Origin of the sequence: Magnetospirillum moscoviense (genome assembly GCF_001650635.1) — a bacterium.
GTDB lineage: Bacteria > Pseudomonadota > Alphaproteobacteria > Rhodospirillales > Magnetospirillaceae > Magnetospirillum > Magnetospirillum moscoviense.
On the sequence record NZ_LWQU01000145.1, the window covers coordinates 1 to 23,524 of the forward strand.

A 23,524-nucleotide genomic window follows, 5' to 3' on the forward strand; every position below is an offset into this window, starting at 1 on the left:
GTCCGTACCGCCTTGATTTCTATATCAGATTTGGCAGTCGCTGTCACGAAATCGCAGCACCATCTGGGAAATCCGGGCTTAGGAAAGTCATCTGCAAGGGCAGGCAAAAGGCTGCGCAAGTGCTGCGCGGCAGCATCGACGCGGCCGGTGAGCAAGAGGGCGGTGCCGAGATTCACGCCAACCTCCTCGACATTATGCAGTCCGAAGACCGCCAACCCCCGATAGGCGTTCTTGGTCAGTTCCAGGGCTAATTCCAGGTCGCCCGATTCTGCGGCTACCGCTCCCATGTTGGCTTGCGCCGTCAGGGCGCCGAACTGGTCGCCATCTTCTAAAAAGCGAATCTTCGCCTTTTGCAGCTGACTTTGGGCGCGTGCCAAGTCTTTCCCTTCACCCCACATATAGCAGGCAGCCGTGCTGCGCAGGAAGTAGCCGTAGCATCTGGATTGTGCAGCGCGCGCGTCGGCCTTTTCACGGACTTCCAGCCACTTGAACAATTGCTTGATGGTGGCCAGGCGCCGCTTGACGCTGGTTTCCTTCAATCCCTCGTCGTTCAGCATGCCGCCGATATAGCGGCGCAGCCTGTCGCGATCGATCTCGCCGACCGGGACTGCGGAACCCAATCTTGCCCGCGCGTGGGCCAAGTCGGTGTCATAGGCCCGGAGCGTGTGGGACGACAACGTCTTGGCAACTCGGCAATGATCGAGAAAGCGGACGGCTGCGTCCGAAAAGGTGATGTCCAAGATTTCCGCCCCCAGGATGAACCCAGGAGCCTTGTCCCAGGATAGCGGGCCAAGAACAATTCACCATTCGGTATAAAATCACTCAGTTGAGCTGTCTGGATATTCGCTGTATTTGCGAATATCTATGTAATTACCACTCATGGCCTGCTTCACGCCCGGCCTAAATCCAAATGATGGAGGAATCACTGTCTGCTGCCGCCTGACGCTGTCACGCGTCCAGCCCCGGCCGTCACACCTCGCAGGTGGCGAGGTGGACCAGGAAGTGGCCGATCAGGTGGTGCGGGTCCGAGCCGAATTCCTTGCGGAACGCGGCGTCGTCGGTCGGGGCGATTTCGGTCAGCGGCCGGAACAGAGCCTGGAAAAAAGCGCAGAATTCGCGGTTGCCGAACACGCGCGGTTCTTCACTATGGTCGATCTCGCGGGTGACGAAGGCGCTTTGGCCCAGGCTGACCGTGGTCGGCGTGTATTGCATCAGCTTGATGAACCAGTCCTTGCGCAGCTCCCACCGCTTGAACGAGGTGGCGATGCGGGTCAGCGTGTGCCACTGGATGCGCTTGGCCTGGGGATCGGCGTAGAACAGGTCCCAGTGGAACTGGTCGCCCAGTTCTTCCTTCATGCCGGCGACGATCGCCTTGCACTGGTCGCCGTATTTCTGGGCGTCGTCGCCCAGTACCAGATGGAAGAACGAGAACACGTTGGGCAGCATGTCGCGGTCCAGCCGGCCGTCCTGCAGATCCTCGTTCAACGGGTGGATCATCAGGCGGCCATAGGCGTTGGTCCGTTCCTGGGCCAGCTTGTCCTGCTCGACGGCGTCGATGATCTCGGTATAGGCGTGGCGGTAGAATTCGTCGAAATGGGCGCCGGCCTTCAATCCTTCGACGATGTCGTGCAACGACTTCATGCCGATCGGCTGGCCGTGATAGGCCGCCTCCGCCGCCTTCAGCAGCGCGTCAAGGACGTGGTTGGTGGTCTGACGCAAAAGGCGCGGCCCGCGCGTACCCATGAAGCCCAGTCCAAAACAGTCGAGTCATTGATCAGACTGCCACCCAAGAGGTTAACAACCCCCAAAGGTGAAACTGGGTGTTCCACCATATTCGGCCAGCTCGACGATGATCCCGTCGGGGTCGGGCACATAGGCCATGCGCTTGCCCACCGGCACGATGGCGCGCGGCACCTCGATTGCCGGCGGCGGCGTCTCCAGCCGGGCCAGGCAGGCATCCAGATCATCGACCCGGATGGCGACGTGGCGCAGCCCGGTGGCGGCGTGGTCGGACAGGTCGGCTTCTGTCGTCCCTTCGGGGGTGGCGAAGGCCAGCAACTCGATCCGGCAGCCGCCGTCGGGGGCATCCAGGATGATGCAGCGGGCACGGGCGCCGTCGATGCCGGTCAGGCGGTCGAACCACTCGCCCTCGAGCCAGCGATCCATCACCGGCGCCAACCCCAGCAGCCGGCCATAGAAATCCCTGGATGCCACCGGGTCGGTCACCACCAGGTTGACATGGTCCAGCAGGGTCATTTCGGCAGGTCGTTATAGAAGGCGATCAGTACCGGCGCCTTGCGCTCGCGCTCGATGTCGGATCGGCCCAGTGTCTGGATCAATTGCCTGATGAATACCCGATCGACCTTGGGGAAGTCGAAAAAGGCCTTGATGGCCAAAAGGTCGCCGCCATGGTGCTCCAGCCGTTCGATCTGCGCCAGCAGCCCGTCGCGGAACGATCCCGGGCGGCCGTAATCGGATCTGCTCTTGGGCTGGAATTCCTGCTCGTACAATTGCGCCAGCGATTCCCAGGCCGCCGCCAGCACCTCGCCATCCAACAGCAAGATGCGTTCCAGCGCCGGGATGTCGGCCGGATAAGGCGGGATATAGCCGCGCTTGGCGGCGTCTTCCTGGAAATCCGGCCAGGGATCGTCATGGGCCTGGCGCGGGCGCGGCTTGCCGTCCTTGCCCTTCAGGGCCGCGTCCGGATGCAGGCTGGCCCAGCGGCTGTGCCATTGATGCATGATCGGGTTGTTGATGTCCTGGGACTGCGCCATGCCGATCAGGCGGGCGGCGGCGCCGTCCTCGGTCCAGTCGCGGGTGTTGGCCAGTTCCTTCAGCCGGCGGCTGCCGCGCATGGTCGGCAGCACGCATTCGCGCACCACCTTGTCGAAACAGGCGGCGAAGCCGGGTGCGACGATGAAGGGCGGCGGGATGTGGTGGCGGGTGCCGGTGACCGCCAGCACCGTCAGGGTACGGCGGAGATAGCGGGATATGGCTTCGTCGAACAAGGTGGGAAAGTCGCCGAACGACAGGCTGGACAGGTCTTCGTCGGCGGGGGGCAGCCGGTCCATGACCGCTTCGGTGGTTTCCTCTTCGGCGGCGACCTTGCCGCTCAGCATCGGTTTGGCCAGGTCGAACAGCAGCCAGCGTTCCTTGTCGCGCGCGCCCTCGTCGCCGGTCGGCAGCAGCGGGTCGAATTGGTCGCGGCTGGCGGCCTCGACCGCCGCCTGGCCGGTGCGGCGCAGCGCATGGTCCAAGATGACGTTGAAGATCAGATCCAACTGCTTGAGGTTGGCCCATTTCAGTGTCTCCGGGTCGCCCAGGGTCAGGCGGCGCAGCAGCAGGATTTGTGGCACCTCCAGACGGCGGGTCACCGAAACCAGGTCAGCCACCTTGCTTTCGAAATTTCCCCCGCTCATCCCCTGTCCCGTGCTTGCTCTCCCCAGGCAGTCCATTATCGGCAGGCTTGGAGACAGCGCAAGCTTTTGTCATGCATCGCCGCATGGTGCGACACCTGGAAAGTTATTCCGGCACGGTCTGGGCAAAGCCCGCCAGGAACGGGGCCTGACGGTAGCGCTCGCTGTCGGTGCGACCGAAATTGGTCAGCAGGCGGCGGATGAAGTTGCCGTTGATGTTGGGAAACATGAAATAGGACTTGATGGCCAGGAACTCGCCGACATGGTCGGGCAGCTTGGCCGACCAGCGCATCAGGCCGTCGCGGAAGGCGCCTTCGCGCGCCTGCTCCTGGCGTCCCGAGGGGGCGAATTCCTGCTCGTACAATTGCGAGATCTCGCGCCAGGCCTTGGCGATGGCCTCGACCTCGAAGCGGATGAAATCCTGCAGCAATTGCAGGTGTTCCTCGGTCGGCGGGTCGTAATTGCCGTTGGTGGCGTCCTCGCGGAACAGAGGCCACGGGTTTTCCTCGGGCTTGGGCTTCTTGCCCTTGGGGGCGCGCATCGCGCCCCAGCGCGTGTCCCAATTGTGCAGGACCGGGTTGTTGTGGTCGCCCGAGCCGATGATGTCGATCAGCTTGGCGCCGCCGACCTCGGCCCAGTTGTAGCTCATGCCCAGCTGCTGGATATGGCGCGAGGCGTGCATCGGCGGCAGGACGTAGCGGCGCAGAACCTCTTCGTAGCAGCGGCCGAATTCGGGGGCCAGCGGGAAGGGCGGGCGGCCGCCCTTGATGGCGCCCTGGATGCTGAACAGCGCCAGGATATTGCGCGAATAGGCGGACAGAGTGTCGTCGAACAGCGTCTTGAAATCGCTGAACGGCCTTTCCTCGGATCCCTCGACCGAGCGGGAATTGGCCGACGGCATCATTCGTTCGGAATCGGGACCCAGTTGCGCGGCGAACAGGGGCGGCGGCTCTTTGGGCTTGCACACCGTCCGGCTGACCTTCTCGCCGGGGGCAGTGGGGCTAAGGGACAGCAGCTTGGCCAGCGAGTTGCCATGTTCGGCTTCGATCGCCGCCGGCTTGGGCTTCGGCCCGATCATCTGGGTCGCGATGGCGTTGACCACCCGCAGATCCTCGGCCTGGGCCTCGGGCTTGCCGGGCATGACCAAAGTCTTGTAATCGCCGTCGCGTGCGGCGATCAGCGCGGTCTTGTCCATGCGCTCCAGCGCCTTGGTGACCAGCACGTTGAACACCACGTTCAGTTGGCGTTCGTTGGCCCATTTCAGGCTTTCGGGGTCGGACAAAGTCAGGCGGCGCAGCATCAGGATGTGCGGCACCTCAAGGTGCCGGGTCGTGGCAATCAGATTCGAGACCTTCGCCTCGAACGTCTTGTTGTCACGCGCTTCCGTCATCCAGGCCTCGTCCCGCCCATATGCCCGCATTGTAGCGGTTCTTCCCAGATGGGGATTACAGGACTCCTGTCCATGGCGCAAGCCCTAGCCCATCTGTGCGCATCTTCAACTTATGACAAGAAGGCGTCAATCCGGCAGATAGCCGAGGAAGTGCCCTAAATTTTTATGACTTCGCCGTGGCGGGCGCAGGCAGTCTCGGCCGCCTCGACGAAAGTATCGGTGATCTGGTCGGGCTGGCGCAGTGTCGCCTGATCCTCGCCGGGGAAGGCGATGGCACGCATGCGGGTGGCGACGGCGCCGGGATCGATCAGGTTGACCTTCAAGGCGGTGATGTTGGCCACCTCGGCGGCCCAACTGAGCACCAATTGCTCCAGCGCCGCCTTGGTGGCGCCGTAGCAGCCCCAATAGGGCAAGCCGGCATGGGCCGCGCCCGAGGTGACGAACAGCGCGCGGCCGGCCGGCGCCATGCGCAGCAGCGGGTCGAAGGCGCGGATCAGGCGGTAGTTGGCGGTGACGTTGACGTCGAAGGCTTCCTGGAAGTGCTTGGGCTTCTGGTGGCCGACAGGCCCCAGCCCGCCGCCGATATCACCGGCGATCCCGGCCAGGACATCGACGCGGCCGAAGCGCTGGAACAAGGCGGCCCCGACCTGATCGATGGAATCGAACTGGCGCAGATCCAGCGGGCACAGCACCGCCTTGCCGCCGGCATCGGCGATTTCGTCGTCCAGCTCTTCCAGCGCTCCTTGCGTGCGGGCGATGCACACCACCTCGGCGCCCTCGGCGGCGAAGCGCTTGGCCACCGCCCGGCCGATCCCGCGCGAGGCGCCGGTGACGACCGCGACCCGGCCGGCCAGACGACCACTCATTTCTTGGGGTCCGTCAGCAGCGACAATTGCTTGGACTCGGTCAGCCCGTCCATGTAGTCGGTGGGGATGACCGGATAGTCGCCGGTGAAGCAGGCATCGCAGAATTGCGGGCTGTGGGAGTTGCGGCCCGGCTCGCCGACGGCGCGGTACAGGCCGTCGATCGAGATGAAGGCCAAGGAATCGACGCCGATCAGGTCGGCCATGCCCTGGACGTCGTAGCGGGACGCCAGCAGCTTGTCGCGCTCGGGGGTGTCGATGCCGAAATAGCAGGAATGGGTGGTCGGCGGCGACGAGATGCGCATATGGACCTCGGTGGCGCCGGCCTGGCGGACCATCTCGACGATCTTGCGGCTGGTGGTGCCGCGCACGATGGAATCGTCGACCAGAATGACGCGCTTGCCCTGGATGGTGGCCTTGTTGGGGTTGTGCTTCATCTTGACGCCGACATGACGGGTCTGGTCGGTCGGCTGGATGAAGGTGCGGCCCACATAATGGTTACGGATGATGCCCAGGTCGAACGGCAGCTTGGCTTCGGTGGCGAAGCCCAGGGCGGCCGGAACGCCGGAATCGGGCACCGGCACCACCACGTCGGCATCGACGAAGCTTTCGCGCGCCAGTTCGGCGCCGATGCGCTTACGAGCATCATAGACGCTGGTGCCCTCGACGATCGAATCGGGGCGGGCGAAATAGATGTACTCGAAGATGCAGAAGCGACGTTTGGTGTCGCCGAACGGCTTGACCGAACGAACGCCGGCATCGGTGATGATCACCACCTCGCCGGCCTCGATGTCGCGGACGAACTCGGCGCCGATGATGTCCAGCGCGCAGGTTTCGGACGCCAGGCACCAGGCGCCGTCCAGCTTGCCCAGCACCAGCGGGCGGATGCCCTGGGGGTCGCGCATGCCCATCAGACCCTCGCCGGTCAGGCAGACCAGCGAATAGGCGCCGTCGATCTGGCGCAGCGCGTCGATGACGCGGTCCTCGACCGGGCCATGCAGGCTGATGGCGATCAGATGGATGATGACTTCGGTGTCGGTGGTGCTTTGGAACAGGCAGCCGCGCTTGACCAGCGAGCGCCGGAGCGCCTGGGCGTTGGTCAGGTTGCCGTTATGGCCCAGCGCCAGGCCGCCGAACTCCATTTCGGCGAACAAGGGCTGGACGTTTCTCAGCAAGGTCTCGCCGGTGGTGGAATAGCGGACATGGCCGACCGCCTTGGCGCCCTTCAGCTTGCGGATGACGTTCTCGGAGCCGAAGCAATCCTCGACATGGCCGAGGTCGCGGTGGTTGTGGAACTTGTCGCCGTCCAGCGAGACGATGCCGGCGGCTTCCTGTCCGCGATGCTGCAGCGCGTGCAGGCCTAGCGCCGTCAGGGCCGCGGCCTCGGGGTGGCCGTAAATGCCGAACACCCCGCATTCCTCGCGCAGATGGTCATCGTCATAAGGATTGGTGGTGAACATGCCCGTTCTCGCCGCTCGCATCACTGGTTTGATTGGATCAGCCGGTCCAACTGGCTCCGGCTTTCCTTGTCGTATCCCGACCCTGACTTGTCCCCCGTCTTCTTTCCGTCGGCGCTGGGCGCCGAAGGCTGGGGGGCTACGTATTTGCGGAAAGTTTCTTCCGCCTGCTTCAGGTCCTTGGCGTCCTTGGCGCTTTCGCGCGCCTTGGCCTCGGCGGCGCCGAACCCTTCCGGGGCCAGGCCGCGCAACAGGTTGGAACCGTGTTCCAGCCAAGGTTGGGTTTTGGCCCGGGCCAGCCATTCCGGCGGCTCTTCGGTGACCATCACCATTCCCATATAGGCAAGGCTGACCAGAACCGCACCCCGGACCAGACCGAAAACGAATCCCAGCGACGAATCGACGCTGTTCAGCGCCGATCGGCGCACGCGGTCGGCCACCATCTTGGTGACCACCGACAAGATCAGCAAGGTGACCAGGAACAGCGTGGCGCCGGCGGCGATGTCGGCGACCAGGGCGCTGCCGATCTGGGCGCGAAACAGCGGCTGGACGTGGGTAAATCCGTAAAGGGCGGCGAAGGCGGCGCCGACCCAGGCGGTGATGGCCAGCACCTCGTGGACGAAGCCGCGCATGAAGGCGAACCCGGCCGAGCCCAACAGCACGACGGCCACGACGATGTCGACGGCGGTGACGGGAAGGTTGCCCATGAAAGCGCGGTTCTCGTGTCCTTAAGTGGCCGGGCTTACTTGCCGGGGCGGAACAGCCCCAGCAGGTCCTGCAGGTGTCCGATCGGCCGCACGGTCAGCACATTGCCACCCGGTTGGCCTTTTCCTTTTCGTGGGCTGGCCGGCACCAACGCCTGCGCAAACCCCAGCTTGGCCGCCTCTTTCAGGCGGATGTCCCCCTGGGCGACAGCGCGAATCTCGCCCGACAGGCCGATTTCTCCGAACACCGCCATGTCGGCCGGCACCGGCACATCGGTCGCCGAAGACACCAGGGCCGCCGCGACCGCAAGGTCCGCCGCCGGCTCGGTGATGCGCAGTCCACCTGCGACGTTCAAATAAACGTCATTGCCCGACAAAGCAAGCCCGCAACGGGCGTCGAGCACCGCCAGGATCATCGACAGCCGGCCGGAATCCCAGCCGACCACCGCGCGCCGGGGCGAGGACAGGGTGCTGGGCGCGACCAGGGCCTGGATTTCCACCAGCATCGGCCGGGTTCCCTCGATGCCGGCGAACACGCAACTGCCCGACACGTTGCCGCGCCGCTCGGCCAGGAACAGGGCCGACGGGTTCAAAACCTCGGCCAGGCCGGCATCGGTCATCTCGAACACCCCGATCTCGTCGGTGGCGCCGAAGCGGTTCTTGACCGCCCTGAGGATGCGGAACTGGTGGCCGCGATCGCCTTCGAAATAAAGGACGGTATCGACCATGTGTTCCAGCACGCGCGGGCCGGCGATGGTGCCTTCCTTGGTGACGTGGCCCACCAGGAACAGCACGAAGCCCCGGCGCTTGGCCAGGCGGATCAGTTCGTGGGCGCAGGTGCGCACCTGGGTCACCGTGCCCGGCGCCGAATCGACATTGTCGGCATACATGGTCTGGATCGAATCGATCACCACCACCCGGGGTGCGTCGGATTGGTCCAGGCTGGCGACGATGTCGCGCAGATTGGTGGCCGACGCCAGGGCGACGTTGGCCTTGGCCAGGCCCAGTCGTCCTGCCCGCAGGCGCACCTGATCGACCGCCTCTTCGCCCGAGATATAGGCGACCGGGTGGGTGGCGCCCAACAGGGCGGCGGCCTGGGTCAGCAGGGTCGATTTGCCGATGCCGGGATCGCCGCCGACCAGCAGGGCCGACCCGGGCACCAGCCCGCCGCCGCAGACGCGGTCCAGTTCGCCGATGGTGGTGATCAGGCGCGGCAGCGGCTTGGCGATGCCTTCCAGGCCGACGAAGTCGATCTTCTTGCCGGGCTTGCCGCCCAGGCCCTTGGGGGCCTCTTCCCGCCGGGCTTCCTCGACGATCGAGTTCCAGGCGCCGCAGGCTTCGCACTTGCCGACCCACCGCGAGGTGACGGCGCCGCAATCCTGACAAATGAAGCGGGGAGCGGATTTGGACATGCCGGGAAACAATCCGCGCTGTGATCGATCAATGGGGCGAGGCGTAACCGATCGCCGCCGGAAAATCAATGTCGGCCTGCGACTCCACAGCTAGGGCAGCAGGATGCAGAAGGTGGCGCCGTCGGTGTTACCGTTCTCCAGCCAGATGCGGCCGCCATGGTTTTCGACCACGCGCTTGCAGATGGACAGGCCGATACCGGTGCCGGGGAAGGTGTCGCGCGTGTGCAGCCGGCGGAACACCTCGAAGATGTAGTCGCGGTATTGTGGGTCGATGCCGATGCCGTTGTCGGCTACGCGCAACAGCCATCCGTCCTCGACCCGTTCGGCCGACACCGTCACCCGAGGGGGCCGGTCGTCCCGGCTGAACTTCAAGGCATTGGCCAGCAGATTGTGGAACAGTTGGTGCAACTGGCCGGGATCGGCTTCAAGGACGGGCAGCGATTCCACGACGATTTCGGCGTGCTTTTGCTCGATCAGGGCGGCAAGGCCGGCGACGATTTCGGCGACGATCCGGTTGCAATCGGCGGGGCCGACCGCCATTCGCCGCCTTTCGCAGGCGCCGTAATCCAAGAGGTCGGTGATCAGGCTGGACATGTGGCGTGCGCCCTGGATCAGGAACCCCAGCAATTCCCGCCCCTCGTCGCCCAGTTGGGCGGCATAGCCTTTGTCCAGCATCTGCGAGAAGCTGATGATCGAGCGGATCGGCTCTTTCAGGTCGTGGGCGGCGACATAGGCGAAGCGTTCGATCTCGACCATCGCCCGCGACAGCTTATCGACCGTCTCGCGCAGTTCCATTTCGACCCGCACCCGCTGGCGGTTTTCGGCGGCCAGTTGCTGATTGCGGGCGTTGAGGTCGAGGACCAGCAGCTTCAATCGGTCGGCCATGTCGTCGAAGGCCCAGCGCACCGCGTCCAGTTCATCGCCATGGGCGGGACGGTCATCCAGGCCGACCGGGGTCATCTGGTGGTCGTTGCTGAGGTGGGGCACCAGCCCCTGAACCCGTCGATCCAATTCCTCGATCCGGACCGTCACCAGATGGCGGAACACCCAGTAGATGAAGATGACCACGCAGAAGGTCTTGATGCTGTTGCTGAACAGGATCGTCCCCCCCTGCCAGACCAAGGTGCCGTAAACCTCGTCCAGTCCGGCGGCGATCTCCATGGTGGCGATCTGGCGGTCGTCGCCCTTCACCTTGTAGATCAAGGGGTAGACATGGACGATCTGGCGCTTTGAATGGCCGGATTGCGCCGTCCACCGGGCGCCGTGGTCGGTGGCCGTCACGGTAACCCGCTCGATGTTGGGCAGGTGGGCCAGGGAATCCAGCGAAAGCTGAATTTGCGCGTCGTCGAAGCTCCACACCTGGGCGGCGATGGGCGGGAACAGGATCGACATCCTTTCCAGCAACGTCTCGACCTGATCGCGCTGGACCCGGTAATCCATGAACAACTGGATTGCGGTGATCACCAGGGTGATCGCCGAGCTGAACGTCACCAACAACAAGATCAGCTTCTTGCCCAGCTTGCTGATCCGGTTGGTGGCGCGCAGCAGCACGATCATCGGCCGCGATCCATCACGGTTTCGCCGGCAACGGCAGATCGGGTCCGAGATAGCGGGCGTAGCGGGCACGGATGGCCGCGCGGGTCCCGTCGGCCTCGATCGCGGCGGAGGCGGCATGAAGACGGGCCAGGATGTCCGGGCTGGTATTGCGGCTGGCCATCACGCAGAAGGGAAAACGTTGAACCGGGATGCTTTTGACCGCGTCCTGGCCGACGCCCTTGGCCTCGAGAAGGTAATAGGCGGCGGATTCGAAGCTCGCCCAGGCCTCGACCCGGCCGTGCATCAGCATGTCGGCGACCTGTCCGTTCTCGCTGGCGAACTGGATGTCGGTGAAGCCCAACTCGGCCAGGTGGGTCTTCAAGGTATAGCCGAGGAAAGCCCCGATGACCGTGTCGCGCGGCAAATCCTCGAGCCGGGCGTACCGCGTCCCCTTCTTCATCAACAGCGCATGGGTGACGGTCTCGAAACAGAACGGCCAATGGGCTTCGTAGCGCGCCACCGTCTCGGCGGTCTTGGTGGCCATGATCAAAAGGTTGGTGGACTCGCGAAGCATCACCACCGCCCGCATCACCGGGACCTCTTCGACGGCGACGGCAAACCCGGCCCGGCGCACCACCGCCTCGATCATGTCGTAGGCATAGCCGGTATGACGGCCTTCGGCGACATAGCCGAACGGCGGATAGGGATAGACCCCGATGGTGACGGTCGGCGTCTCGGCGGCGCTTGTCGCGCCGAACCACAGGCCGACCAGACCCGCCGCAATGACCCGGACCCCCGCGCGCCATCCGACAAAAGTCATGGCAAAACCTCCCCACAGGTTTCCTGCAGCTTCACCCATGACGGTGCGTCTGTCCAGATTTCACGCTCGCTCGGGCTTGATCAGGATTTGGAATTCGCCGCCGGCAGCAAGACGACGATCGCGGTGCCGACCGTTTGCGTCGGGTCGGCGCTGATATGGCCGCCATGGGTCTCGACGATGCGTCGGCAGATCGACAGCCCCAGCCCGGCCCCGGGATATTCCCCCGGCCCGTGCAGGCGGCGGAACACGTCGAAGATGCCGGCGACATAAAGGGGATCGATGCCGATGCCGTTGTCCGAGATGGTGACGCGCACGAAATCGCCGGCCGGGCAGGAAGCGACGGAGATCTCGGGGGGGACGCCCGGGCGACGGAACTTGATGGAATTGTCCAACAGGTGGCGGAACATCTCGGCCAATTGCTGGCGATGGCCCGACACCAGGGGAAGGGTTCCGGCCCGGATGATGGCGCCCGTTTGCTCGATCACCTCGTTCAAGGCCTGCTGGGCGTCGGCCAGCGGTTCATTCAGGGCGACCGGCTGGAAGGCCTCCTTCGGTTGGCCGGCTCGGGCATAGTCGTAAAGGCCGGTCACCTGATCTTGCATGCGGATCGCCGCCGCCTTCAGGTAGTCCAGGTACTCGGCCACCTCGTGCGGCAACGGTCCGGTCTGGGCCATGGTCCGTTCCAGCAATTGCGAGAAACTGATGATGGAACGGATCGGCTCGCGCAGATCGTGCGAGGCGACGAAGGTGAAGCGTTCCAGCTCGGCCTTGGCCTGCATCAGCTTTTCCATGGTGATCTCGGCCGAGCGTTGCGCCACCTTGATGTCGGTGATGTCTTCCTGCGACACGATCACCCGGTCGTAAATGTCGCGGTGGGCCGGCGGAACATGCCAGCGGATCACGACGTCGCGGATGTCGCCTTCAAGGGTGCGGACTTCGCTGGTGGCGGTCACGTCGCCCTCGCCCAGCCATATCGCCGCCAGTTGTTGGCGGAAGGCGTCGAACGAGGCCGGGGTGAAGACGGTCGGCAAACGGTCGCACAGGTCGGCTGCGTCGCCCGCTCGGTGCAACGTCACGGTGGCGTCGTTGACGGCAATGATGCGGACCTTGGCGGCGCAGTCGCGGACGAATTGCGGGTGCTGGTCCAGATAGGTCGAGATGTCGGTGATGTCGTGACTGACCGCTTCGATCGCCTGGTGCACCGCCGAGAAATCCTCTTCCCACAGCGACACCGGCGATCTGGCGAACAACTCGCGATAGCGTTCTTCGTTGACGGCGACGTCGCGGATGGCGTCGGCCAGTTGGCCTTGCATCCGGTTCAGGCTTTGGCCCAGCTCGGTCAATTCGTCGGGCTGCGGCGCCGGGCCAAGATCCAGGGGCGGCGCCTGGCTGGGTCCCAGCCGACCCAGGCGTTCGGCCTGGGCGGCGATGAGTTCCAGGCGAGCGGTCACGGTCCTGTGGACCAGCAGGTACAACAGCACGGCCAGCGCGGCCAGCAAGACGACATTGCCGGCGATTGCGCTGACGAGGTGGTGCAGCGCCTCGTCCCGCAACACCCCCAGATCGGCGGAAACGGTCAAGGCGCCCAGGTCGACATTCTTGTCGCCATAGGGGCGGGTCAGGGCGAACGAACGGGTCAGCGGGGTTCGGGCCGGGGCGCCGCGTTCGACCAGGACGGCGCCATCGCTGCCCCGCACCACCGCGTTGGCGAAGGCCGGCAGGCGGATGATCCCATCCAGCAGGGTTCCGATTCGGTCGCGGTCGTCCAGCCAGGCATTTTCGACCACGCTGGGCAGATAGGTGGTCTCGATCCGATCCAGCGCCTCGACCAACTGGCTGGCGCTTTGACGATAATCGTTGGCCAGCTGCAGCGACGACACCGCAAGGCTGAGGACGATTCCGACGATGGCCAGGCGGGTGATGAGGTGTCGCGCAACGGCGCCGGTCTTGAAGGACGGCGCTGTCATTTTCGTGGGCTCACCGTCGGCGCCAGCGGTCCCAGCACCCGCTCGCGCAGACGGGCGTAACGGCCGTCGGCCTTCATGGCCTTCAAGGCCTGGTCGAACTTGTCGACCAGCCCGGCATGGTGCTTGTGCAGGTAAAGATACATCGGGACCGCCACCAGGGGCGGCTCGTGGATACGCAGGGCGATTCCCAACTGGCGGGCATGCCACAACACCTGCCAGCGTTCGTGCAAGATCACCTCGGCTCGGCCGGCACGAACAAGGTTCAGCAATTGGGCGGAATCCTTGGGCTGGGTCAGCTCGCGCACTTTGGGGACGTTGTGGTCGAAGATCTGCCAACCCAGGATATAGGCGACCGAGAACGTGCCCAGGTCGCCCCAGGCGCGGATCGCCACCGGCGCGTCGATGGCCGAGGCGGCGACGAAATCGTTGAAGAAGATCGGCTCGGGGACGCGGATCAGGTTGGGGTATTCGAGCTCGAGGCCGGCGATGCGGGCCGCCAGCCCGTCGTCGGTGCCGTCGTTGGCCAAGGCCAGTGCCCGGGCCGCCGCCGGGTTGAACAAGACTTGGCCATCAAGCCCGGTGCTTCGAAACAGCTCGGCCAGCAATTGGTTGGTGAACCCGGTCTGCTCGGCATTGGTCCACGGTTCGCGCATGCCCGAAGACAGCGTCAACCGCTCGGCCGCCTGGGCCGTGCCGGCGGCGACAACGAGAAGGCAGATCAACAGAAAGCGCACCATGCAAGTCCCCCGGCGGAGATCGACGCACAACTATAATACTAAAGGTATTGATTGGCGAGAGGGGGGCGACCCTAGGCCCGCAATTCCATTTTGATCGGGCCTTCGGCCCTGCCATGGATGAACTGATCGACGAATTCGTTGCCGGAATGGTCGATGTCCTTGGCCGGGCCGACCCAGATCAGGCGGCCCTTGTACAGCATGGCGATGCGGTCGGCGATCTTGCGGGCCGAGGCCATGTCGTGGGTGATCGACAGCGCCGTGGCGCCCAGTTCCTTGGTGCACTTGACGATTAAATCGTTGATGACGTCGGCCATGATCGGGTCCAGGCCGGTGGTCGGTTCGTCGAAGAAGATGATGTCCGGCGACGCCGCGATGGCGCGGGCCAGCGCCACGCGCTTTTGCATGCCGCCCGACAATTCGGCCGGAAACAGCTCGCCGGTCGATTCGGCCAGGCCGACCTGGGCCAGCTTCTCGATGGCGACGGCGCGCGCGCCGACGCGGTCCATGCCGCGTCCCTGGATCAGGCCGAAGGCGACGTTTTCCCACACCTTCAAGGAATCGAACAAGGCGGCGCCCTGGAACAGCATGCCGAACTTCAGCATCATGCGGTCGCGGTCCTTGGCCCGCATGCCGATGACTTCCTCGCCATCGACCTTGATCGAGCCCTTTTCCGGCCGCAGGATGCCCAGGATCGACTTCAGCAGCACCGACTTGCCGGTGCCCGAGCCGCCGATCACCACCACCGATTCGCCCCGGGCGATCGACAGATCGACGCCGTCCAGCACCACCTTGGGGCCAAACGACTTGTGGACGTTCTTGATGTCGATCATGGGGTGCGCGCTCATGGTCATTTCCCGAAATACAGCGCGGTGATGATGTAATTGCAGATCAGGATCATGATCGCCGCCGACACCACCGAGTTGGTGGTCGCAGCACCCACGCCCTGGGCGCCGCCCTTGGAATAATATCCGTGATAGCAGCCCATCAGCGAGATCAGGAAGCCGAACACCGCCGCCTTGGTCAGGCCCGAGATGACGTCCAGCGGTTCCAGGAACTCCCAGGTGCGGGCCAGATAGGTGGCGGGATTGAAACCCAGCTTGTAGATGCCGACGATATAGCCGCCGAACACGCCGATGATGTCGGCCACCAGCACCAGGAACGGCACCATCAACAGGCCGGCCAGCAGGCGCGGCGCCACCAGATACTTGAACGGATTGGTCGACAGCGTGGTCAGCGCGTCGATCTGCTCGGTGACGCGCATGGTGCCGATCTCGGCGGCCATCGAGGCGCCGATGCGGCCCGCCACCATCAGGCCGGCCAGCACCGGGGCCAGCTCGCGGGTGACCGACAGCACGACCACGGTGGCGACCGCGCCCTCGGCGGCGAAGCGCGAGAAGCCGGAATAGGATTGCAGCGCCAGCACCATGCCGGTGAACACCGCCGTCAGGCCGACCACCGGCAGCGAGTAATAGCCGATCTCGACCATCGAGCGCAGCAGCAGGCGCGGATAGAAGGGCGGGCGCACAACATGCGATACGGCGGTGCCGGTGAAAGCGGACAGGCGGCCGACATGGGCCAGGAAGCCCAGGAAGGTCCGGCCGATGGTCGCGACGAAATCCATCAGGCGTCGTCCCCTAGATAGGTGCGGTGGTAGCGCCGGCCCAGAGCGGTCAGGACCTCGTAACCGATGGTGCCGGCCTCGGCGGCCAGTTCGTCGGCGGGATGGCAGTCTCCGATCAGTTCGATCAGGGCGCCGGGGCGCGCCAATTCCGGCGCGACGGCCGAGACGTCGAAGGTGGTCAGATCCATCGAAATTCGCCCCACGACCGGCACGCGTACCCCCCCGATCATCCCGAAACCACGATTGCCCAGCGAGCGGAACAATCCGTCGGCATAGCCCGCCGCGACGACTGCGACCTTGGTTTTGCCGGTGAAACGATGGGTGGCACCATAGCCAACGGTCTGAGGGGAGTCAACGTCGCGAACCTGCAGAATCCGGGCCTCGAGGCGCACCACGCCGGTCAGCGGATTGGGCTGTCCCGGCACCGGGTTCAGGCCGTAAAGCGCCGCCCCCGGGCGGACCAGATCGAAGTGGTAATCGGGCCCCAGGAACACCGTCGATGACGCCGCCAGCGACAGCCGGGCTGCCACGCCCAGGCGCCGGGTCGCATGGGTGAACAGCTCCAACTGCTCGCGGTTCTTGGGATGCTCGGGCTCGTCGGCGCAGGCCATGTGGCTCATGACCAAAGTGGTCCTGATGCCGCCCAGCATGGCCGGGTTGTCGGCCAGGTCGGCGACGGCGGCCTGGTCCAGCCCCAGGCGGCTCATGCCGGTGTCGAGATGCAGCGCGGCTTCCAGTTCCTGCTCGCTGGCCCGGGCCAGCCCGACCCACTGGCCGACCTGTTCCAGGCTGTTGAGCACCGGGATCAGGCCATGGGCCGCCATGTCGGCGGCGGTGCCCGGCAGCGGTCCACCCAGCACCAGGATGCGGGAATCGGGCAGATCCTCGCGCAGGTCGATGCCCTCGTCGATGGTGGCGACAAAGAAGGTGCGGCACCCGGCGGCTTCCAGCGCGCGGGCCACCGGTCCGGCCCCCAGGCCATAGGCGTCGGCCTTGACCACGGCAGCCGCTTCAGCGCCCGGCGCGCGGGCGGTGATGGCACGCCAATTGGCGACGACGGCGTCCAGATCGACGGTCAGCAAAGCGGGGGCGCGGTCGTGGGCGGTCATCAATCGGTCTCTATCTTGCGGCTTCTGGGTTCCCGCGTTCGCGGGAACGTCGAGGTGGGAAAACCGTCATGCCCGCATCGCGCATAGGCGCTGGAACGACGAATGGGGAAAACTGTCATGCCACGCGGTCGGGGGAATGACTCGGGGGGCGTCAATATTCCGGCGCCTCGAAATGGTCGTCGGTGATCAGGTTGCCGAACTTGGTGAACTCGCCCAGGAACGACAGGCGCACGGTGCCGACCGGGCCATGGCGCTGCTTGGCGATGATCACTTCCGCCGTGTTGTAGACCTGCTCGCAGCGTTCCTGCCATTTGGCGTAACGCTCGTTGAACTTGTCCTCGGCCTCTTCCGGCCGGCGCGCCGGTTCGGCGCGTTCCAGGTAATATTGTTCGCGGAACACGAACATGACCACGTCGGCGTCCTGCTCGATCGAGCCGGATTCGCGCAGGTCGGCCAATTGCGGCCGCTTGTCCTCGCGCTGCTCGACGGCGCGCGACAACTGCGACAGCGCGATCACCGGCACGTCCAGTTCCTTGGCCAGGGCCTTCAGGCCGCGGGTGATTTCCGACACTTCCTGGACGCGGTTCTGGTCGGAACTGCCGCCGGTGCCGCGCAGCAATTGCAGGTAATCGACGACGATCAGGCCCAGGCCGTGCTGGCGCTTCAGGCGGCGCGCCCGGGTGCGGACGGCGGAAATCGACAGGGCCGGGGTGTCGTCGATATGCAAGGGCAGGCGGCTCAGCTCTTGCGCTGCGACCACCAGGCGCTCGAACTCGTCGTTGCTCATCTCGCCCTGGCGGATCTTGTGGCTCGAGATTTCCGCCTGCTCGGCCAGGATACGGGTGGCCAGCTGCTCGGATGACATTTCCAGCGAGAAGAAGGCGACCACGGCGCCATCCACGCCCTTCTTGTGGCCCAGCGCGTCGACTTCTTCGCGGTAGGCCTTGGCGGCGTTGAAGGCGATGTTGGTGGCCAGCGAGGTCTTGCCCATCGACGGGCGCCCGGCCAGGATCAGCAGATCCGACGCATGCAGGCCGCCCAGCTTCTTGTCCATGTCGATCAGGCCGGTCGGCACGCCCGACAGCTTGCCCTGGCGCTGGTGCGCCGCTTCGGCCTGACGCACCGCCTCGACCAGGACGGTGCCGAAGGTCTCGAAGCCGCCCTCGGTCTGGCCGGTGGTGGCCAGCTCGTACAATTGCGCCTCGGCCCGGCCGATCTGGTCCATGGCCGGATCGTCGATCTGCGGCTCGAAGGCGCGGTTGACCAGTTCCTCGCCCAGGGCGATCAGTTCGCGCCTGAGATGCAGGTCGTGGACCAGCTTGCCGTAATCCTCGGCATTGATGATCGACACCACCGCGTTGGCCAACTGGGCCAGATAGGGGGTGCCGCCGATCTCGGCCAGGCCGCCGTCATTCTCGAAGAAGGTCTTCAGGGTCACCGGGTTGGCGATCTGGCCGCGCTCGACCAGCTTGCCGCAGGCGGCGAAGATGCGCCCGTGCGCCGGTTCGGCGAAATGCTCGGGCCGCAGGAATTCCGACACCTTCTCGAAGGCGCGGTTGTTCAGCAAGATGGCGCCCAACAGCGCCTGCTCCGCCTCGTAATTGTGGGGCGGAGTACGAAAGGGCACGCCTTCGCCAGTGGGCGCGCCCGAGCCGAACGGGATGACGGATGACATGGCCGGCAGCGTAGCAAGCGCCTGTGGTCGTTTCCAGCGAAAAGGCCAGGGATAAACCTCTATTGAAAAAGTATGGTGCGTATCCCAGCTGTGGGACGGAGGCAGTCGTAGCGGGAGGTGCGGATGCACCCTTACCTGAGCATGATGATTGCTGTCTTCCTGGCATCGGCCGCGTCGGCCCGGGCCGATATCGCCGTCGGAGCGGGCGGCACCTCGCTCACGCTCACCGGTCGGGTCGGCGCCGAGGATCATTGCCATGCCGCCCTGGCGCAGCCGCGCGATCGGTTGCTGATCCTGGGGCCAGCCGATCTGGCCGATCGGCGCCGCCATGACCGCTTGGACCGGGCGGCGGTGGCACGCATCGCCAATGCCTGCGACAGCCTGTTCGCGCTGATGGGGCGGCCGTCAGCCGGCCGGCAGGGACATGCGGAAACAGGCCCCGCCGTCGGGCAGGTTGGCCGCCTCCAGGCTGCCGGCATGGTCGCGGACAATGCCGTAGCTGATCCATAGGCCCAGGCCTGTGCCCTGGCCGACCGGCTTGGTGGTGAAGAACGGGTCGAACACCTTGCCGATATCGTCGGCGCCGATGCCGGGGCCGTTATCAGCCACTTCCACCGCCACCTGTGGGCCGGCGGCGACGGCCCGGATGGCGACCCTGGGGTCGGCCCGGCCGGCCACCGCGTCCAGGGCGTTTTCGACCAGATTGACCAGTACCTGATGCAATTGGCCGGCATGGCCCAGGGCCTTCAGGTCGGGCGGCAGGTCCAGGCTGATGGAAGGCGGCTGCTTGCGGCCCTTGGCCACCCATTGGACGGCGTTTTCCACCAGTTCGGCCAGGGCGACCGGCTCGGGGTCGCCGGAAGCCGAAAAGGACAGCCGCTTCAGCGATTTGACGATGTCGGCGACCCGCTGCGCCCCTTCCTGGGTGCCGGCGATCAGGGGCGGCAGGTCGGCCATCAGCCCGTCGATGCGCAAGGATTGGCGCAAGGATTCGCGCCTGTCGGCATCGGCGCCGGCATGGATGGCGGCCAGATAGGCTTCCAACCGGTCGCGGTACTTGGTCAAAGCGTGGACATTGCCGACGATGAAGCTGATGGGGTTGTTGAGCTCGTGGGCGACGCCGGCGATCAGGCGGCCAAGCGAGGCCATCTTCTCCTGCTGCACCAATTGCGCCTGTGCCCGCTTCAGGGCCTCGTAGGCGCGGCGCAGCTCGCCCACCGGGCGCCCGGTCAGCACGGTGCCGGCCGGCAGGCCGCGATGGTCCAGCAGCGTGGCGCAGGTCAGGGCCACCGGCTCGGTGGTGCCGCCGTCCCTGTGTCGGAAGCGCACCTCGCGGTCGCCGCCGGTTCCGGCTTCCAGCCAATGGCACAAGGGGCCGACATCCTCGCCCAGGAACTCGGCCATCGGCCGGCCCTTCAGGTCGATCTCGGCGATATCGGTCAGTTTCAGGAAGGCCAGGTTGACCTGCTGGATGTGGCCCTTGGAATCGCACACCACCAGGATGTCCGACACCGACGACAGCACCGAGGTGATGAAGCGCTGGGCTTCTTCCAGCGCGGTGTTCTTCTCTTCCAGCTCGATCTCATAGGAGATGAGGTCGGAATAAACCTCCTCCATCTTGCGGATCACCTCGATCCAGGCGGCTTCCTGGGCCTGGGCGATGTCGGTATCGGGCAGGCCGGCGAACGACAGGGCCGAGGGCGGGCGAGGGTCGGCGGGCGGGGCCATCACAGCGACCGTTCAAGCCCATAACGGGCCATCTTGGCGCGCAGGCCGACACGGGACAGGCCCAGTTCGTCGGCGACGCGGCTGATATTGCCCGCGTGGCGGGCCAAAGCCTCGGCCAGGATTTGGGCCTCCAGCGCCTCGACCCGGTCCTTCAGGGTCAGGGGCTCGTGACCATCGATGGCGGCGGGGCGGGCGTGGGCCTGCAGGCGCGGGCTCAGCAGCTCTGTCCCCATGGTCGCATCTTCCGACAGCGCCACCATGCGCTGGATCTCGTTCATCATCTCGCGCACGTTGCCCGGCCAGTCATAGCCGGCCAGCCGGCCCTCGGCCTCGGGCGAGAAGCCGGAAATCGCCTTGCCGAAGGCCTTGGCGGTATCGGCCAGGATGCGCCCGGCCAGCACCGGAACATCCATCGGCCGTTCGCGCAACGAGGGGATATGGATGGGGAAGGCGGCCAGGCGATAATAAAGGTCGCGGCGGAAGGTCTTGTCGGCGACGTCCATTTCCAGGTTGCGGTTGGTGGCGGCGATGACGCGGACATCGACCTTGCGGGTCAGCCGGGCGCCCAGCGGCCGGATCTCGCCTTCTTGCAGTACGCGCAACAGCTTCACCTGGAAGGCTGGCGAGGTCTCGCCGACCTCGTCCAGGAAGATGGTGCCGCCGTCGGCCTGCTCGAACAGGCCGATCCGATCCTCGTAGGCGCCGGTGAAGGCGCCCTTCTTGCAGCCGAACAGCTCGGATTCCAGCAGCTGATCGGGCAGGGCACCGCAATTTTCCACCACGAACGGCCGGTTGCCGCGCGGCGAGTTGTAATGGATGGCGCGCGCCAGCAATTCCTTGCCGGTGCCGGATTCGCCGGTGATCAGCACCGAGATGTCGAAGGCCGCGACCCGCGCGCCCAGGTCCAGGATCCCGGCCATGGGCGAGCCCGGCGCGTGGGTGATGCGGTCGAAATGGTGGGCGCGCTTCAGGGCGCGGGTCTTCTTGGCCACCACCTCTTCCAGCATGGCCGGCGCCACCTTGAGGTCCAGCGAGGCCTGGGCGTTGGCGTTTTGCAGCTCGCGCAGGCGCAGCGCCTGGCGCACGGTGCCGACCAGTTCGTCGGGGTCCCACGGCTTGGTGATGTACTGGTAGATGCCGGCCTCGTTGATGCCGGCGATGATGTCCTCCGACGAGGTATAGCCCGAGATGATCATCCGCACCGGGTCGGGCCAGCGATCGCGCACGTTTCTCAGGAAATCGACGCCCTGCATGCCGGGCATCCGCTGGTCGCACAAGATGGCATGCACCAGCTCGCTGTCCAGCACGCCGCAGGCCTCGTCGGCGTTCGAGGCGGTCAGCACCACGAACTCGTCGGCCAGGACGCGCTTCAGCGCTTCCTGCGACTGGCGCTCGTCATCGACGACCAGGATGATCGGCAGCTTGGTCAAAAGCCTGTCCACTCTCTGTCAGTTTGCTTTCCACCCGGCGCATTGTGGAAGCGAACGGGCAGAGGAATCAAGAACCGTTCATCGACGGTTTAAGGCGAGCGCAAACCGTTGTTACATCGCTGTGGTATGACCAATGTCAATACAGCAAATCCAGTTGGGACCAAACGATGACTCATGTCACTCAGCTTCACCATCGACGGCTGGCGCATATGGCCCGATCCGGGGCTTCCGACGACCGCCGCCAGTTTCGGCGCTATGAAGGGGCGGGGCTGATCGCCAACATCGAGCAGGAATTGCTCGAGGTGGACGACGTCTCGGTTTCCGGCTTCCGGGTTCCGGGCGAACGGCTAACGCGCGGTCGTACCGTCCAGGTCCAGCTGATCCCGCGTGAGGGCTCCAAGCTGGCGCTGAACCATGCCGTCAACGCCCTTGCCGAGGTGGTGGGGGTCGGAAACGGGCACACCCGGCTGCATTTCGTGTCCTTGCAATTCAGTCTGGCCAAGCTGGTGATCCGCCATATCGCCGCTCGGACCGGGGTTCAACCCTTCATGGTGAAGTAACCCTTTGGCCTAATGGGCAGGGCACGCTTTTTGGGCGATGCTGGGGTGGTATCGCAACAAGGGGGTGTCCGATGCGCATGTTGACCGTAGCGCTTGTCTTGTGGGCAGGCGTGGCGCTGGCTGCCGATCCGGTTGGCCAGGTCAAATCGTTGGAAGGCAGTGCGACCTTGATCCGCGCCGGTGCCGAGCAGGCCCTGGCCGGCGGCGAGGCATTGCGGGCCGACGACGTGCTGGTGACCAAGGCGGGCTCCACCCTGGGGATCGTCTTTCGCGACGACACCACCCTGGCCATGGGGCCGTCCAGCCGCTTGGTGATCGACCGCCTGTTGTTCCAGCCGGCCGCCAGCCAGTTGGATTTGGGCTTAAGCTTCGACAAGGGCACCTTCTCGGTGCAGTCGGGGCAGATCGCCAAACTGGCGCCGGAAAGGACCAATTTCCGCACGCCGACGGCCAGCCTGGCCATTCGCGGCACCTCGTTCCTGGTCAAGGTCGATGGCAATGAATAGGACGCGGCACGCGGCCGCTGCCGCCTTGATGATTCTGCTGTCGGCCTGCGCCAGCGGCGATCGCGTGGTGCTGCTGGCCGATCCCGACGGCAAGGTCGGCAAGGTCGAGGTCAGTTCCGCCCAGGGCAGCCAGGTGCTGAACCAGGCCGGCACCGGGACGGTAATCCAGGCCGGCAAGGCGCCGTCCGCCCCCGAGGCGGTGCCGGCCGACACCATCGCCAAATTGTGGGGCGACGCCCTGCGGGCGATGCCGGACCGTCCGGTGACCTTCCAGCTTTATTTCAAGACCGGCACCGCCGAACTGACGCCCGGGGGGCAGGCCGAACTGCCCAAGGTTCGCGCCCTGGCCGCCAGCCGTCCCCATGTGGTGCTGCTGATCGCTGGCCACACCGACGCGGTCGGTTCGGACGAGGTCAATATCCGTATCTCGCGCGAGCGGACCGAATCGGTCCGCGCGCTGCTGGTCAAGGACGGCATCACCGCTCGGGCGGTCGAGGTGTCGTCGCACGGCAAGCGCAACCCGCTGGTGCCCACCGCCGACGGGGTGGCCGAGCCCAGGAACCGCCGGGTTACCGTCACCGTGCAGTGACCGC

The 23,524-nt window shown here is 65.4% G+C and carries 23 protein-coding genes; 4 read left to right on the forward strand and 19 right to left on the reverse strand.

Translation table 11 applies throughout. The features are described from left to right. The 17 genes from A6A05_RS12125 to A6A05_RS12205 form a co-directional block, all read right to left on the reverse strand. Positions 1 to 740, reverse strand: a 740-nt coding sequence (locus A6A05_RS12125; RefSeq protein WP_172822274.1) for a site-specific integrase, incomplete at its 3' end; no start/stop codon positions are given. A 229-nt stretch (positions 741 to 969) separates the two neighbouring features. Then, positions 970 to 1,743 (reverse strand): hypothetical protein, encoded by a 774-nt coding sequence (locus A6A05_RS12130; protein ID WP_068501279.1) that lies wholly within the window; start codon positions 1,741 to 1,743, stop codon positions 970 to 972. Between the two features lie 51 nt (positions 1,744 to 1,794). After that, on the reverse strand, positions 1,795 to 2,256 hold the full coding sequence (locus A6A05_RS12135) for a VOC family protein (RefSeq protein ID WP_068501281.1): 462 nt from the start codon (positions 2,254 to 2,256) through the stop codon (positions 1,795 to 1,797). Beyond that, positions 2,253 to 3,392: a hypothetical protein gene (locus A6A05_RS12140; RefSeq protein ID WP_156521035.1), complete on the reverse strand. Its 1,140-nt coding sequence runs from the start codon at positions 3,390 to 3,392 to the stop codon at positions 2,253 to 2,255. The genes A6A05_RS12135 and A6A05_RS12140 overlap by 4 nt, the downstream gene beginning before the upstream one ends. 130 nt (positions 3,393 to 3,522) lie before the next feature. After that, positions 3,523 to 4,806 (reverse strand): hypothetical protein, encoded by a 1,284-nt coding sequence (locus A6A05_RS12145; RefSeq protein ID WP_068501348.1) that lies wholly within the window; start codon positions 4,804 to 4,806, stop codon positions 3,523 to 3,525. Positions 4,807 to 4,961: 155 nt separating this feature from the next. Next, positions 4,962 to 5,672, reverse strand: coding sequence for an SDR family NAD(P)-dependent oxidoreductase (locus A6A05_RS12150; protein WP_068501286.1), 711 nt, complete (start codon positions 5,670 to 5,672; stop codon positions 4,962 to 4,964). Next, positions 5,669 to 7,129, reverse strand: coding sequence for an amidophosphoribosyltransferase (gene purF, locus A6A05_RS12155; RefSeq protein WP_068501289.1), 1,461 nt, complete (start codon positions 7,127 to 7,129; stop codon positions 5,669 to 5,671). Before purF ends, A6A05_RS12150 begins: the two co-directional genes overlap by 4 nt. A gap of 20 nt (positions 7,130 to 7,149) precedes the next feature. Continuing rightward, complete coding sequence (locus A6A05_RS12160; protein WP_068501291.1) at positions 7,150 to 7,833, reverse strand: CvpA family protein; 684 nt, start codon at positions 7,831 to 7,833, stop codon at positions 7,150 to 7,152. A 35-nt stretch (positions 7,834 to 7,868) separates the two neighbouring features. Further along, positions 7,869 to 9,242, reverse strand: coding sequence for a DNA repair protein RadA (gene radA / locus A6A05_RS12165; RefSeq protein ID WP_068501295.1), 1,374 nt, complete (start codon positions 9,240 to 9,242; stop codon positions 7,869 to 7,871). Between the two features lie 90 nt (positions 9,243 to 9,332). Then, a complete protein-coding gene (locus A6A05_RS12170; protein WP_068501298.1) occupies positions 9,333 to 10,799 on the reverse strand; it encodes a sensor histidine kinase in 1,467 nt (488 codons plus the stop codon). A 13-nt stretch (positions 10,800 to 10,812) separates the two neighbouring features. Further along, on the reverse strand, positions 10,813 to 11,598 hold the full coding sequence (locus A6A05_RS12175; protein WP_068501299.1) for a substrate-binding periplasmic protein: 786 nt from the start codon (positions 11,596 to 11,598) through the stop codon (positions 10,813 to 10,815). A gap of 80 nt (positions 11,599 to 11,678) precedes the next feature. Next, positions 11,679 to 13,565: an ATP-binding protein gene (locus tag A6A05_RS12180; RefSeq protein ID WP_068501302.1), complete on the reverse strand. Its 1,887-nt coding sequence runs from the start codon at positions 13,563 to 13,565 to the stop codon at positions 11,679 to 11,681. Beyond that, entirely contained in the window at positions 13,562 to 14,302 is a 741-nt protein-coding gene (locus A6A05_RS12185; protein WP_068501305.1) for a substrate-binding periplasmic protein, read from the reverse strand. The genes A6A05_RS12180 and A6A05_RS12185 overlap by 4 nt, the downstream gene beginning before the upstream one ends. 71 nt (positions 14,303 to 14,373) lie before the next feature. Further along, the gene (locus A6A05_RS12190) at positions 14,374 to 15,147 is read right to left on the reverse strand and encodes an ABC transporter ATP-binding protein (RefSeq protein ID WP_068501308.1); all 774 of its coding nucleotides are present in this window, start codon (positions 15,145 to 15,147) and stop codon (positions 14,374 to 14,376) included. A gap of 2 nt (positions 15,148 to 15,149) precedes the next feature. Beyond that, positions 15,150 to 15,923 (reverse strand): MlaE family ABC transporter permease, encoded by a 774-nt coding sequence (locus A6A05_RS12195; RefSeq protein ID WP_068501311.1) that lies wholly within the window; start codon positions 15,921 to 15,923, stop codon positions 15,150 to 15,152. Next, positions 15,923 to 17,032 (reverse strand): alanine racemase, encoded by a 1,110-nt coding sequence (alr, locus tag A6A05_RS12200; RefSeq protein WP_068501314.1) that lies wholly within the window; start codon positions 17,030 to 17,032, stop codon positions 15,923 to 15,925. The genes A6A05_RS12195 and alr overlap by 1 nt, the downstream gene beginning before the upstream one ends. Before the next feature lie 151 nt (positions 17,033 to 17,183). Next, a complete protein-coding gene (locus A6A05_RS12205; protein WP_068501317.1) occupies positions 17,184 to 18,707 on the reverse strand; it encodes a replicative DNA helicase in 1,524 nt (507 codons plus the stop codon). Positions 18,708 to 18,830: 123 nt separating this feature from the next. Here A6A05_RS12205 and A6A05_RS12210 point away from each other — a divergent pair, with 123 nt between their 5' ends. After that, entirely contained in the window at positions 18,831 to 19,217 is a 387-nt protein-coding gene (locus A6A05_RS12210; protein ID WP_156521036.1) for a hypothetical protein, read from the forward strand. On the opposite strand, the gene A6A05_RS12215 is transcribed toward A6A05_RS12210, so the two are convergent. After that, entirely contained in the window at positions 19,113 to 20,435 is a 1,323-nt protein-coding gene (locus A6A05_RS12215) for a sensor histidine kinase (RefSeq protein ID WP_068501323.1), read from the reverse strand. The two genes, A6A05_RS12210 and A6A05_RS12215, sit on opposite strands and share 105 nt — an antisense overlap. Beyond that, complete coding sequence (locus A6A05_RS12220) at positions 20,435 to 21,865, reverse strand: sigma-54-dependent transcriptional regulator (RefSeq protein ID WP_068501351.1); 1,431 nt, start codon at positions 21,863 to 21,865, stop codon at positions 20,435 to 20,437. The genes A6A05_RS12215 and A6A05_RS12220 overlap by 1 nt, the downstream gene beginning before the upstream one ends. A 167-nt stretch (positions 21,866 to 22,032) precedes the next feature. Here A6A05_RS12220 and A6A05_RS12225 point away from each other — a divergent pair, with 167 nt between their 5' ends. The 3 genes from A6A05_RS12225 (at position 22,033) to A6A05_RS12235 (ending at position 23,520) form a co-directional block, all read left to right on the forward strand. Next, the gene (locus tag A6A05_RS12225) at positions 22,033 to 22,425 is read left to right on the forward strand and encodes a hypothetical protein (RefSeq protein ID WP_156521037.1); all 393 of its coding nucleotides are present in this window, start codon (positions 22,033 to 22,035) and stop codon (positions 22,423 to 22,425) included. Between the two features lie 71 nt (positions 22,426 to 22,496). Beyond that, positions 22,497 to 22,931 (forward strand): FecR family protein, encoded by a 435-nt coding sequence (locus tag A6A05_RS12230; RefSeq protein ID WP_068501330.1) that lies wholly within the window; start codon positions 22,497 to 22,499, stop codon positions 22,929 to 22,931. Continuing rightward, positions 22,924 to 23,520 (forward strand): OmpA family protein, encoded by a 597-nt coding sequence (locus A6A05_RS12235; RefSeq protein WP_068501334.1) that lies wholly within the window; start codon positions 22,924 to 22,926, stop codon positions 23,518 to 23,520. Before A6A05_RS12230 ends, A6A05_RS12235 begins: the two co-directional genes overlap by 8 nt. Positions 23,521 to 23,524 lie beyond the last annotated feature (4 nt).